The sequence below is a fragment of the Streptomyces fradiae ATCC 10745 = DSM 40063 genome, assembly GCF_008704425.1.
Taxonomy (GTDB): Bacteria; Actinomycetota; Actinomycetes; order Streptomycetales; family Streptomycetaceae; genus Streptomyces; species Streptomyces fradiae.
Genome location: NZ_CP023696.1, coordinates 2462671 through 2475759, shown reverse-complemented (window position 1 = coordinate 2475759; position 13089 = coordinate 2462671). Strand labels below are relative to the sequence as shown.

General features: G+C 76.8%; 8 protein-coding genes. 6 read left to right on the top strand and 2 right to left on the bottom strand.

Features of this window, described 5'->3' with window-relative positions; genetic code table 11:
* Positions 1 to 73: 73 nt before the first annotated feature.
* Complete coding sequence (locus CP974_RS10995; RefSeq protein ID WP_085921494.1) at positions 74 to 3694, bottom strand: FHA domain-containing protein; 3621 nt, start codon at positions 3692 to 3694, stop codon at positions 74 to 76.
* Between the two features lie 589 nt (positions 3695 to 4283).
* Between CP974_RS10995 and CP974_RS10990 the strand changes: the two genes are divergently transcribed.
* The 4 genes from CP974_RS10990 to CP974_RS29595 all read left to right on the top strand — a co-directional run bounded on the left by CP974_RS10990 (position 4284) and on the right by CP974_RS29595 (position 10681).
* Positions 4284 to 6029, top strand: coding sequence for a serine/threonine-protein kinase (locus CP974_RS10990; protein ID WP_037938323.1), 1746 nt, complete (start codon positions 4284 to 4286; stop codon positions 6027 to 6029).
* A gap of 539 nt (positions 6030 to 6568) precedes the next feature.
* Positions 6569 to 7813 carry a serine/threonine-protein kinase gene (locus tag CP974_RS10985; RefSeq protein ID WP_031133247.1) on the top strand — a complete coding sequence of 415 codons (1245 nt, stop codon included), beginning with the start codon at positions 6569 to 6571 and terminating at the stop codon, positions 7811 to 7813.
* 222 nt (positions 7814 to 8035) lie between these two features.
* Positions 8036 to 9148 (top strand): peptide chain release factor 2, encoded by a 1113-nt coding sequence (gene prfB / locus CP974_RS10980; RefSeq protein ID WP_031133245.1) that lies wholly within the window; start codon positions 8036 to 8038, stop codon positions 9146 to 9148.
* Positions 9149 to 9628: 480 nt separating this feature from the next.
* Positions 9629 to 10681 carry an LPXTG cell wall anchor domain-containing protein gene (locus tag CP974_RS29595; RefSeq protein WP_031133243.1) on the top strand — a complete coding sequence of 351 codons (1053 nt, stop codon included), beginning with the start codon at positions 9629 to 9631 and terminating at the stop codon, positions 10679 to 10681.
* A 240-nt stretch (positions 10682 to 10921) separates the two neighbouring features.
* Here the strand turns inward: CP974_RS29595 and CP974_RS10970 are convergent, their stop codons facing one another.
* A complete protein-coding gene (locus CP974_RS10970; protein ID WP_031133241.1) occupies positions 10922 to 11119 on the bottom strand; it encodes a hypothetical protein in 198 nt (65 codons plus the stop codon).
* A gap of 277 nt (positions 11120 to 11396) precedes the next feature.
* Here CP974_RS10970 and ftsE point away from each other — a divergent pair, with 277 nt between their 5' ends.
* Complete coding sequence (ftsE, locus tag CP974_RS10965) at positions 11397 to 12086, top strand: cell division ATP-binding protein FtsE (RefSeq protein ID WP_031133239.1); 690 nt, start codon at positions 11397 to 11399, stop codon at positions 12084 to 12086.
* A gap of 62 nt (positions 12087 to 12148) precedes the next feature.
* Positions 12149 to 13066, top strand: a complete 918-nt coding sequence (gene ftsX / locus CP974_RS10960) for a permease-like cell division protein FtsX (protein ID WP_031133237.1) — start codon at positions 12149 to 12151, stop codon at positions 13064 to 13066.
* Positions 13067 to 13089 lie beyond the last annotated feature (23 nt).

Below are 13089 nucleotides of genomic sequence, written 5' to 3'. Positions count from 1 at the left end.
CGCCGCACACCGGGGGCCCGCAATACCGCCGTCGGGCCCTACTCCCCTATCGTGATGGGCTCGTGACGTCCCGTCACCGGACGGATCCCGCCGTGCCGGAGACGGGGGCCAGCGGTGGCACGGGCTCCGCGCCGACCGAGCGGGCCGCCCGGTCCAGGGCGCTGGCCAGCAGCGCCAGGTCCGTCGGGCCGTTGCCCAGCTCCCGCACGGGGCGCCGCGCCGGAGGGTCGCCCATGCGCTCCCACTCCAGCGGTACGACGGTGGGGCGGAGCGTCGCGGTGCGCGGGATGCGCCCGGTCACGCGGCCCGCCTGGAACGGCGTCACCCGCCCGTCGGCGCCGCACAGCCGCCCCCGGCCGGGCGCCGGATCGTCGGGGCCCGGCGAGCCGGGCGGCGGGTCCAGCACGACGCGCGTGCGCGCCCGGCGGTCCGGCTCCGTGCCGGCCGTACGGTCCGGGTGCGCCGTCGACGCGACGAGGTGCACCCCGAGCCGCTCACCGTCGCGGGCGACGGCCTCCAGCGCCCGTACGACCGAACCCGCGGCGGGGCGGCCGGGGCTGCCGAGCGCGGGCGCGACCAGGGCGTCCAGGTCGTCGACCAGCACGACCAGGCGGGGCGGCGCGGCGCCCGCCCCCGGTCGTGGCCGCGGGGTGCGGCCGGCCGCCGGGCCCGGCTCGCCACCGCGCTGTCCGGGCACCGCCTCGCGCGCGGGGCGCCCGGGATCCCACGCGGGCCCCTCGCCCTCGCGCGCGGGGCGCTCCCGTGTCGGCCGGTCGCCCTCGCGCGCGGGGCGGCCGGCGATCGCGTGGTCCGGCTCCTCGCCGTACGCGCCGGGGAACCCGCCCCGGCCCAGCAGCTCCGCGCGCCGCTTCAGCTCGGAGCCCAGCGCCTGCGCGAAGGCCCGCATCCGCACCGGGTCGGAGGCGGCCAGATGGTCCACCGCGTGCGGCAGGTCCGTGCACGGGGCGAGCCCGTCGCCCCGCTCCCCGCCCGCGCCGTCCACCAGCAGCAGCGCCAGCCGGTCCGGCCGGGACGAGGCGGCCAGCGACGCGGCGACCGACCGCAGCAGCTCCGTGCGGCCGCTGCCCGCCGGGCCCTCCACCAGCAGATGCGGCCCGTCCGGGCCCGTCAGGTCCACGCTGAGCGGGCCGTGCGGACCTGCGCCGAGGACCGCCGTCCCGTCCGGGGCCGTCGCCCAGCGGGCCATCAGCGACGCGGGGGTCGCGCGGGCCAGCTCCAACTCGTCCAGGAGGCGCGAGGACCGGGGCAGCGCCACGGCGGCCCGCCCGCGCCGCTCCGTCCCGTCCGCGCGCAGCGGCGCCAGCGCGCGGGCGAACCGCTCCGCCCACGCCGGCGACACCGCGTCGACGGCCGCGACCGTGCCGTGGCCCGCCGGGTGCCCGCCCGCCGTCCGCATCACCCGCAGCGCCGACGCCACATCGCCCGTCAGCAGGCCCACCGCCCCGCACTCGCGGAACGCCGGGGCCGCCGCACACGCCGCCTCGTACGCCGCCGCGGCCGGGAACACCGCCGTCGCGGGCGCCGTCTCCGCCAGGCACACCAGGTGGATCCCGGCCGCCGCGCCCGCGCCCGCCAGCCGCGCCACGGTCTCCCTCAGCTCGGCCGTGCCCGGGTCGCCGTCCACGACGACCACCGTGTACGTGCCGCTGCCGGCGCCCGACAGGTGGTCCCGGCGGAACCGCTCGGCCGCCTCGGCGACCGCCCTGTGGTCCGCCTCCGCCCAGCCGTGGCCCAGCGGGCCGTCGTCCAGCCGCCGCGTCAGCTCCGCCGCCCGCGCGGCGGCCTGGTCGCGGTCGTAGGCCAGCAGCAGCCGGCAGTCCTGGCCGTGCGCGGGCCGCACGTGCGGCAGCCAGCCCAGCCAGCCCCAGTCGCGGCGCCGCTCCTCCAGGGGCCTGGACCGGTCGGCGCAGACCAGCACCACCTCCAGGTCGGCCGGGGCGTGCAGGGCGGCGAGCTGCGCCACCACCGACCGGGCCAGGCCCAGCAGCCGGGGGCGCGGTCCGGCCAGGCCCAGCGAGCCCGCCTCGCGCAGTCCCACCGTGACGGGCACGGCCGCCAGGCCCTCCCGGTCCGTCGTGCCCAGCCGCACCGCGAGCGCCTCCGGGTGGCCGTGCGTCCGCTCCCAGAGCCGCGCGCCGGGCCCGAGGGCGGTCAGCAGGACGGCGGCCGGGTCGGGCCACGCCTCGGCGCCCGCTCCCAGCGGGGTGCCCGGCGCCCCGGCTGCACCCTGCGGGCCGCCGGGGCCGGGGGCCGGCTGGTCGCCGCGCGCCCCGGTGAGCCGCCGCGCCCAGGCGCCTATCCCGCGTCGCCGGGCGGGCGGCTCGGGCAGGCGGGTGCCCCGCGCGGGCGTCCCCGCGGCGCCGCCCTGGTCGTGTGCCATCCCGTCGTACGCGCCGGGCCCGGCGGTGCCGTGCGGCTCGGCGGCGCCGTCGCGGGCGGCCCCGCCGGGGGACGGGGCGGGGCCGTCCGAGCTCTCGGCGTACGGGGCGTGGCCGGGGGCGGCGCGGTCGTACGCGGCGGCGGCGCCGAACCGGGGGTCCGCCGGGGCCGGGGAGGCACCGGACGGGCCGCCCTCGCGCGCGGGACCGGACCCGCCCGGACGGGCGCCGTCGCCGCCGGGCCGGGCGTGCGGCAGGTGCGCGCCGGGGCGCGGGGCCGGGCCGCCCGCGTGGGCGCCGGAGCCGTCCCGGCCGGCGCCGTGCCCGCCGGGGGCTCCATGCCCGCCGGGGGCTCCATGCCCGCCGGGGGCTCCATGCCCGCCGGAGGCGCCGGCAGGGCCCTCGGGCGCCGGAGCCGCGCCGGCCCTCCGGAGCCCCGGCGCCGTACCCGTGCCCGCCCCGGTGGTGCCGCGCCCGCCGTCCGGGAAGCCGTCGCGGCCGCCGCCCGCGTGGGGGCCGTCGTGGCCCCCGGGCGCGCGGGCGGCTCCCGCCGTCCCGGTCGCGGCCGGGGCTTCGTCGGCGGAGCCGTCCGGAGACCGGGCTCCCTCGTCGCCGGGAGCCCCCGGCGAGACCGGCGCGTCCACGCGAGCGACGCGTACGTGGCCCTCGCCGTCGGGGGCCGTCGGCAGCGGAGCGGAGGCGCCGGCGCCCGCCGTCAGCCGCAGCGCCGACTCCCCGACCCGCAGCAGCGCCCCCGCGGGCAGCCGGACGGGCCGCGGGCCGACCGGGCGGCCGTCGAGCGTGGTCCCGTTGGTCGAGCCCGGGTCGGCGACGGTCACCCGCCCGTCGTCGCCGACCGTCAGCTCGCAGTGGAGGCGGGAGACGTCCGGGTCGTCCAGCGGGACGTCGGCCTCGGTGGAGCGGCCCACGCGGACGCGGCCGGGGTGCAGCAGGTGGACGCCGCCCGCGTCGGGGCCCGCCACCACGTGCAGGCGCGCGACCGCGCCGTCCGGGACGGCCGCGCCCTCCGCCGGGACCTGCAGCGCCAGCACCGCCCCGTCGACGAGCGGCGGCTCGCCCAGGGCGCAGCGCTGCGGGTCGAGCCGTTCGCCCCCGGCGTACAGCACGACGGGGCCCGTGCCCGCCGCACCGTCCGGGCCCGCCACGGCGGCGGCCACACCCGAGGCCACGGCGGCCAGCGCGGTCCCGGCGGGGGCGGTGACGAGCACGTCGCAGGCGCGCCGTGCGGTCTGCCCGCCGGGCGGCGCCGCGAGGACGGTCAGCCGGATCTGCATCGCGGTCAGCGGTCCCTTCTGCGCGACGCGCCCGGCAGCGGCGGGGACAGGCCCAGCACGTCCCCCCGCCCGCGCGCGGACACGTCGTCCGGTACAGGTCTGCACGGCCCGCCCGCGGGACTGCCGCCCCACGCTGCGCCGTGCAGATGCATCCTCCCACCTGCCACCGACACGATGCCCGCCGAAGGGCAAAAAACGATCTTGGAATTCCGGGGTCTCCGGAGGAAACGCCGGATTGCGCCCCACCTGATCGCATCTGCGCACCGGGCAACCGCAGGCCCTCCCCGGACGTCCTCCCCCATGCCGGGACACCGCGCACCGGAGCACCGGACCCGGTGTCCGGGGAGCGGCGCGGCGGCCGGAGCGACGCCGGGGGACCGCCCGCGGGGCCACCGTCGGCGCCCCGCACCCGACCGGCCGCCCGGCGCGGCCCCGGCCCGCCCCGCGCACCACCCGCGCGCGAGGCGGGGACCCCGCCCACGCGCGTGGGCCGGGCCCCCGCGGACCGGGGAAGATACGGAACGCAGGCCCTAGAGTGGGTCGGACGCAGAACGCAGCTTCGGACCACGATCGCAGGGAGCACATGACCGTGCGGCCAGTCGGCAGCAAGTACCTGCTCGAGCAGCCGCTCGGACGCGGCGCCACGGGCACCGTCTGGCGTGCCCGCCAGCGGGAGACGGCGGGCGCCGAGGCGGCCGTACCCGGCCAGCCCGGCGAGACCGTCGCGATCAAGGTCCTCAAGGAGGAGCTGGCGAGCGACGCGGACGTCGTGATGCGCTTCCTGCGCGAGCGGTCCGTCCTGCTCCGCCTCACCCACCCCAACATCGTCCGCACCCGCGACCTGGTGGTCGAGGGCGACCTGCTCGCCCTCGTCATGGACCTCGTCGACGGCCCGGACCTGCACCGGTACCTCCGCGAGAACGGCCCGCTGACCCCGGTCGCGGCCGCGCTCCTCACCGCGCAGATCGCCGACGCGCTCGCCGCCAGCCACGCCGACGGCATCGTGCACCGCGACCTCAAGCCGGCGAACGTGCTCCTCGCCGAGCGGGGCGGGCAGATGCACCCGATGCTCACCGACTTCGGCATCGCCCGCCTCGCGGACTCGCCCGGACTGACCCGCACCCACGAGTTCGTCGGCACGCCCGCCTACGTCGCGCCCGAGTCCGCCGAGGGCCGCCCGCAGACCTCCGCCGTGGACGTCTACGGCGCGGGCATCCTGCTGTACGAGCTGGTCACCGGCCGTCCGCCGTTCGCGGGCGGCACGGCGCTGGAGGTCCTGCACCGGCACCTCAGCGAGGAGCCCCGCCGCCCCTCCACGGTGCCCGCCCCGCTGTGGACGGTCATCGAGCGGTGCCTCAGCAAGGACCCGGACCGCCGCCCCGGCGCGGAGAGCCTGGCCCGCGCGCTGCGCACGGTAGCGGCGGGCATCGGCGTGCACGCGTCGGTCGCCGAGATCGAGGCGGCCGACGGGGTCGGCGCGCTGCTGGCCCCCGACCCGTCCCCGGCGCCCGTCCCCGGCACGGCGGAGCCCGACGCGCCGGGCGCCTTCGACGCCACGCAGGTCCTGCCGAGCACCGGTCAGGGCGCCGCCTCCCAGTACGACCCCGCGGCGGCGACCAGCGTCCTGCCGCAGACCGGCCCCGGCCCGGGCGGCCCCGGCGCCGACGCGGGCGGTCCGGGGGCCGCCGACCCGACCGCGGTCATGCCCCCCGTACCGCGGCCGGAGGAGCCGCACCCGTGGCAGACCCAGCTGCGCGCCGCGCGGGACCGCAACGAGCAGACGCAGATGCAGTACCTCGACCCCGCCGAGGACCCGCTGCGCCGCCGCCCCCAGCGCCGCCCGCAGCCGCCGCAGCACTCCGCGCCCCAGCCGGCCGCGCCCCAGCACCCCGCGCCGCCGCCGGCGCAGTACCGCCCGCAGCAGCAGCCGCCCCAGCCGTACGCCCAGCAGCCGCCGCAGTACGCGCCGCAGCCCCCGCAGCAGTACGCCCCGGCGCCCCAGCCGCAGCCCCAGCCGCCCCGGCAGCAGTACGCCCCGCAGCCGCCACAGCAGCCGCAGCAGCCCCAGCCGCCGGCGCCCCGGGCGCCGCGGCAGCGCAGTGCCAACCCGATGCGCATCCCCGGCCTGGGCTGCCTGAAGGGCTGCCTGTTCACGATCGTGCTGTTCGTCGTGGCCGGCTGGCTGATCTGGGAGCTCACCCCGCTCCAGGACTGGATCGCCCATGGCAAGGGCTACTGGCAGGCCATCGGCGACGCGTTCACGGCGGTGAGCGACTGGATCTCCGAGCTGACGGGCAGCACGGAGACCCCCGCCACCCCGGACGTCCAGCAGTGACCGGCGCCGGGGCCCGAAGGCCCCGGCGCCCTCTGGCGCGGCCCGCGCAGCCGGCCCCGCACGGGCCGCCGCACCCGGCGAGCCGCCCCGCCGCTGTCCGCCGGGACGGCCGGCACCCCGCCCGTACGACCGCCACCCCGCTCGCGGGCCCGGCCCCACAGCCGTCGCCCACCCCCGCCCCGCGCGCGTCACGCGGCCACGACGGAGCTGGGGCAGGGTCGACGCACCCTCCAGCCCCCGCCCAGCACGCGCACGCGGCCACGGGCGCCCGTCCGGCGCCCGTGCGCCCCGGCGCACGGCCGTCCACCCGCGCTCGCCCACGCGCCCCCGTCGCGGGCCACCCGCCCGCGCCCACGGCGCAGGCCGTCCGCCCGCTTCCACGGCGCAGGCCACCCGCCACCCGCGGCGGGCGCCGCGGCCCTCCACCGCCCACCCCATCGACTTGTCGACTTCACGCGGGTGATTTCCGCTCCCGTGTGAGTGGCGGTCCCCGCACCCGCGTAACTTGGTCGGGAACGCCAGCCGCTGAGGGAGCAGTCTTGGCACGGAAAATCGGCAGCCGGTACACGGCTCACCAGATCCTGGGGCGGGGCAGCGCCGGCACGGTGTGGCTCGGGGAGGGCCCGGAGGGCCCCGTCGCCATCAAGCTGCTGCGCGAGGACCTCGCCTCGGACCAGGAACTCGTCGGCCGCTTCGTCCGGGAGCGCACCGCCCTGCTCGGGCTCGAGCACCCGCGCGTGGTGGTCGTGCGCGACCTGGTCGTCGACGGCAACGACCTGGCCCTGGTCATGGACCTCGTGCGCGGCACCGACCTGCGCAGCCGTCTGGACCGCGAGCGCCGCCTCGCGCCCGCCGCGGCCGTCGCCATCGCCGCCGACGTCGCCGAGGGCCTCGCCGCCGCGCACGCCGCCGGGGTCGTCCACCGGGACGTGAAGCCCGAGAACATCCTCCTCGACATGGAGGGGCCCCTCGGTCCGGGCGGAGCCCACCCCGCCCTCCTGACCGACTTCGGCGTGGCCAAGCTGATCGACACCCCGCGCCGCACCCGCACCAACCGCATCATCGGCACCCCCGACTACCTGGCCCCCGAGATCGTCGAGGGCCTGCCGCCGCGCGCCGCCGTCGACATCTACGCCCTCGCGACGGTCCTGTACGAGCTGCTGGCCGGCTTCACGCCGTTCGGCGGCGGGCACCCGGGCGCGGTGCTGCGCCGCCACGTCACCGAGACCGTCGTGCCGCTGCCCGGCATCCCCGACGAGCTGTGGCAGCTGATCGTCCAGTGCCTGGCCAAGGCGCCCGCGTCCCGGCTGCGGGCCTCCGAGATGGCCGCCCGGCTGCACGAGCTGGCGCCGCTCGTCGCGCACATGCCGCCCCTGGAGGTGGACGAGCCCGGCGCCGAGCCGTCGCCGGAGCCGCGCGAGGAGGACCCGTACCGAACGCTGCCCGACGGCCCGCGCCGCGCCGCCGTCCCGCTGGTGCCCGGCTCGTACGCGGACTCCAGCCGCGACACCCACACCTCCATGCGGGTACCGGGGCCCGACGAGCTGTCCGGCGGCCCCCTGGGCACGGCCCGCGCCCCGCGCGCGCCGGGCCAGCGCCGTCCCGGATCGGCCCGCAACAAGCCCTCCGCCGCCCGCAGGCGCCGTCTCGCGCTGTCCGTGGCGGGTGTCGCCCTGGTCGCTGCGGTGGGCGTCGGCGGCTGGTTCGCCGCGGGCGGCGACGAGGTCGAGGCCCCGCGCCAGGACCCCCGCCGCTCGGCCCCCGAGACCGCCCCGGAGCCCTGACGCCGCACCGCGCGGGAGGCGCGGCCCGGCAGGCGCCGGGGGACGCCGACCGAGGGTGCGCACCACCGGACAGCCGCCGGGGGACGCCCCCGAGGCCCGCCCGTGCGGGGCCGCCCGCGCGGGCCGCCCCGCACGACCCCGGCGGGCGCGCGAGGGGGCCCCGGCGGCGGTCCGGAGCCCTCGGGGGAGGGGACTGTCGCGGCCAGCCGTTACGCTGGACCCGTGGCAGTCGTCGACGTATCCGAAGAGCTGAAGTCCCTCACCTCGACCATGGGGTCCATCGAGGCGGTCCTCGACCTCGACAAGATGAGGGCAGACATCGCCGTGCTCGAGGAGCAGGCGGCCGCGCCGTCCCTGTGGGACGACCCCGAGGCGGCGCAGAAGATCACCAGCAGGCTTTCGCACCTCCAGGCCGAGGTGCGCAAGGCGGAGTCCCTGCGCGGCCGGATCGACGACCTGGCGGTGCTGTTCGAGCTCGCCGAGGCCGAGGACGACCAGGACACCCTCGCCGAGGCCGAGGCGGAGCTGGCCGACGTCCGCAAGGCCCTGGACGAGATGGAGGTCCGCACGCTCCTGTCGGGCGAGTACGACGAGCGCGAGGCCCTGGTCACGATCCGCGCCGAGGCCGGCGGCGTCGACGCCTCCGACTTCGCGGAGCGCCTGCAGCGCATGTACCTGCGCTGGGCGGAGCGGCACGACTACAAGACCGAGATCTACGAGACGTCGTACGCGGAAGAGGCCGGCATCAAGTCGACCACGTTCGTCGTCCACGCGCCGTACGCGTACGGCACGCTCTCCGTCGAGCAGGGCACGCACCGCCTGGTCCGCATCTCCCCGTTCGACAACCAGGGCCGCCGCCAGACGTCCTTCGCGGGCGTCGAGGTGCTGCCGGTCGTCGAGCAGACCGACCACATCGACATCCCGGAGAACGAGCTCCGCATCGACGTGTACCGGTCCTCCGGCCCCGGCGGCCAGTCCGTCAACACCACGGACTCCGCCGTCCGCATCACCCACATCCCCACGGGCGTGGTCGTCTCCTGCCAGAACGAGAAGTCGCAGATCCAGAACAAGGCGTCCGCGATGCGCGTCCTCCAGGCCCGGCTGCTGGAGCGCCAGCGCCAGGAGGAGCGCGCCAAGATGGACGCCCTCAAGGGCGACGGCGGCAGCTCGTGGGGCAACCAGATGCGCTCCTACGTCCTGCACCCGTACCAGATGGTGAAGGACCTGCGCACGGAGCACGAGGTCGGCAACCCGCAGGCGGTCCTCGACGGCGAGATCGACGCCTTCCTGGAGGCGGGCATCCGCTGGCGCAAGCAGCAGGAGCAGGAGAAGTAGGAGGCTCGGACGCGAGCGGCGAAGCGCGCCCCCGCCCGCCGCTCGCCCACGACGCACCGCCGGCGCCGCACCCCGCGAAGGGGGTGCGGCGCCGGCGCTCTGATGCCGTGCCGCCGAGGGCCCGCCCGCGCGGGCGCCGGCCCCGCGCCCGGGGGTCCGCCCAGGGGCCGGGCGAGGTCTGACCGGAGCCGCAGCCGTCCGCCCGGATGGCTTTGTCGACAAGGTGATCAGCCCTGCTGCCTGCGGCTTTCGTGTTTACGTCACAGTTGCATGCCGTATAGCGGGCAAAGCGTCACCTTCCCTTCCCTAGGCGGCACAACGTCCTTGACGCCCCCTCCAAAAGCCGAAAGGCTGGAGCGCGGCATGCGCGGAAACCGGGGCGCGTGTGTACGGGGGCTGGTCCGGTGATGTCGCACCCCCCTGTCCTGGCCCTGGTGCGCTGCTCCACTGACGAGAACAGCTACTGGGGGTAGCAGCTATATGACCAAGAAGATGCGGGTCAGGGTCGCGCGGATAGCCGCTGGTGCGGTGATCGCCGCGGGTGCCTCCCTGACCGCGGCAGGGGCCGCTCAGGCGGCGGGCATCGAGCTCGGCTTCGGCGGCGAGGCCTGCTCCCCGCTCGACCCCACCTGTGACGACAGCACCGGCGGCGGCACTTCCTCCGGCGGTGGCTCCTCCGAAGGCGGTTCGTCCGACGGCGGCTCCACCTCCGACGGCGGTACGACCGTGAGCGGCGGCGTGTCCATCGGCGGCGGCTCGTCCGACGGCGGTTCCTCCGACGGCGGCTCCACCACGGACGGTGGCTCCAGCGACGGCGGTTCGTCCGACGGTGGTTCCTCCGACGGTGGCAGCTCCGACGGTGGTTCGTCCGACGGTGGTTCGTCCGACGGTGGCTCCTCCGACGGTGGCTCCTCCGACGGCGGTTCCTCCGACGGTGGCGCCTCCAACGGTGGTTCGTCCGACGGTGGCTCTTCCAACGGCGGTTCGTCCGACGGTGGCTCTTCCAACGGCGGTTCGTCCGACGGTGGCAGCTCCAACGGCGGTTCCTCCAACGGCGGCTCCACCAACGGCGGCAGCTCCAACGGCGGCTCCTCCAACGGTGGCAGCTCCAACGGCGGCTCCTCCAACGGCGGTTCCTCCACCGGCGGCAACGGCTCCACGGGCTCCACCGGCAGCACCGGCTCCACCGGCACCGACGGCGGCTCCGGCAACGGCGGCTCCGGCAACGGCGGCTCCAGCACCGGTGGTGGCGGCACCGCGTCCACCGGCGGCTCCGGCACGGCCGGCGGCGGCGCCGGCGCGTGCGAGGTGACCGCCGAGGGCGCCGAGTGCGCCGACACCACCAACAACAACCCCGGCCCGAACAACGCCGGCTCCCAGCCGGTGCAGCAGGGTGAGGCCAAGGAGGAGCTGGCGGAGACCGGCGCCGCCGAGACCTCGTTCCTCCTCATCGGCGCCGCGACGATGATCGCCGGCGGCATCGGCTTCCGCATGCTGCCGCGCGTGGTCGGCGGCGGGCGCGCCGCCGCCTGAGCGACCCCCGTGCCCGGGTGACCGGGCACACGGAAGGGCCCGGCCACCGCACGCGCGGTGACCGGGCCCTCTCCTTCCGTACGGCACGTGGCGGCCCCGAGCCGTGGGACCCGTCCGCGCGGGCGCCCCGCCGTCCGGCGGTCGGGCGCACGAGGACAGGCGCCGCGGGGGCCGGCCGCCCGGGGCCCGGCGGGGCACCGGTCCGCCAGGCCGGGGGACCGGGCCGGGTGGCGGGAGCGGCTAGGCCGGCTGGTGGGCCACGACCAGCGCCGCCGCCGTCGCCACCAGGAGCAGGAACAGCGCCAGCAGCGCCGACGGGCCCAGATTGCCCCAGGGGCTCTGCTGCTGCATCCGCGCGCGGTTCGCCCGGCAGACGGGGCAGCGGCCCTCGGTCACGGGCGCGGCGCAGTTGGCGCACACCAGTCGGTCGTAGGTCATGCGCTCTCCTCCTCCCGCGCGGCGGAGCCGCCGGACCGCGGACCGTCCACCCGGTTCTCTCCGCACAACGCTCAGGGAAACGCGTCCGTTCCCCATCCCCACTGTGCCAGGTCCCACGAGTTTAGGCGCGCCCCGCCGGATCCCCGCCGGTCAGGCGGTACACCCCGACCGGCGATGTGGGGCAAACCGGGCAAGCCCGAACGGTGCCTGCGCGGGGCGTCCCGGTTCGCGTATGGTCACGCTCACCTACTCCTCCCGGCCGACCGTGGGTGCATCCGTGATCCGATTCGACAACGTCTCCAAGTCCTACCCGAAGCAGAACCAGCCCGCCCTCAGGGACGTCTCCCTGGAGATCGAGAAGGGCGAGTTCGTCTTCCTGGTGGGGTCCTCCGGCTCCGGAAAGTCCACCTTCCTGCGGCTCCTCCTGCGCGAGGAGCGCGCCTCCACGGGGACGGTGCACGTCCTCGGCAAGGACCTCGCCCGCCTGTCCAACTGGAAGGTGCCGCACATGCGCCGCCAACTGGGCACGGTGTTCCAGGACTTCCGGCTGCTGCCGAACAAGACGGTCGCGCAGAACGTCGCCTTCGCGCAGGAGGTCATCGGCAAGTCCCGCGGCGAGATCCGCAAGTCCGTGCCGCAGGTGCTGGGCCTGGTCGGCCTCGCGGGCAAGGAGGACCGGATGCCCGGCGAGCTGTCGGGCGGTGAGCAGCAGCGCGTGGCCATCGCGCGCGCGTTCGTCAACCGGCCGATGCTGCTGATCGCGGACGAGCCGACGGGCAACCTCGACCCGCAGACCTCGGTGGGCATCATGAAGCTCCTCGACAAGATCAACCGCACGGGCACCACCGTCGTCATGGCGACCCACGACCAGAACATCGTCGACCAGATGCGCAAGCGCGTCATCGAGCTGGAGAACGGCCGGCTCGTCCGCGACCAGGCCCGCGGCGTCTACGGCTACCAGCACTGACCCGCGGCGGGCAGTAGCAGCAGCAGGCTTCAGGCACGGCAAGGAAAGGCTCTACGCACGCGATGCGCGCCCAGTTCGTACTCTCGGAGATCGGTGTCGGCCTCCGTCGCAATCTCACGATGACCTTCGCCGTCATCGTCTCCGTGGCCCTGTCGCTGGCCCTGTTCGGCGGCGCCGTGCTCATGGGCCAGCAGGTCGACGCGATGAAGGACTTCTGGTACGACAAGGTCAACGTCACCATCTACCTCTGCAACAAGAACGACGCGGAGGGCGCGGAGACCTGCTCCAAGGGCGCCGTGACCGCCCAGCAGAAGGAGCAGATCGAGGCGGACCTCAAGAAGCTCGACATCGTGGAGACCGTCCACCACGAGTCGGCGGAGGAGGCGTACAAGCACTACCGGGAGCAGTACAGCGAGACGCCGATCGCCAGCGTCATCACCCCGGACCAGATGCAGGAGTCCTTCCGGGTCAAGCTGAAGAACCCGGAGAAGTACGAGGTGGTGGCCACGGCCTTCTCGGGCCGCTCCGGCGTCCACTCGGTGCAGGACCAGCGCGGCATCCTGGAGACCCTGTTCAACATGATGCGCGGCATGAACGTCGCCGCCCTCGTCGTCATGGGCCTGATGCTGCTGATCGCGCTGATGCTGATCGTCAACACGGTGCGGGTGTCGGCGTTCAGCCGCCGCCGCGAGACCGGGATCATGCGGCTGGTCGGCGCCTCCAGCTTCTACATCCAGATGCCGTTCATCATGGAGGCCGCCTTCGCCGGGCTGCTGGGCGGCCTGGTCGCCTGCGTACTGCTGCTGGTGGGGCGGTACTTCCTGATCGACGCGGGCCTGTCGCTGGCCGAGCAGATGCCGCTGGTCCAGTTCATCGGCTGGGACGCGGTCTTCTCCGTCCTGCCGCTGGTCCTCGTCCTCGGCCTGCTGATGCCGTCGCTGGCGGCCGCGGTCGCGTTGCGCAAGTACCTGAAGGTGTGACAAGCACCCCGGAGGCGCCGTGC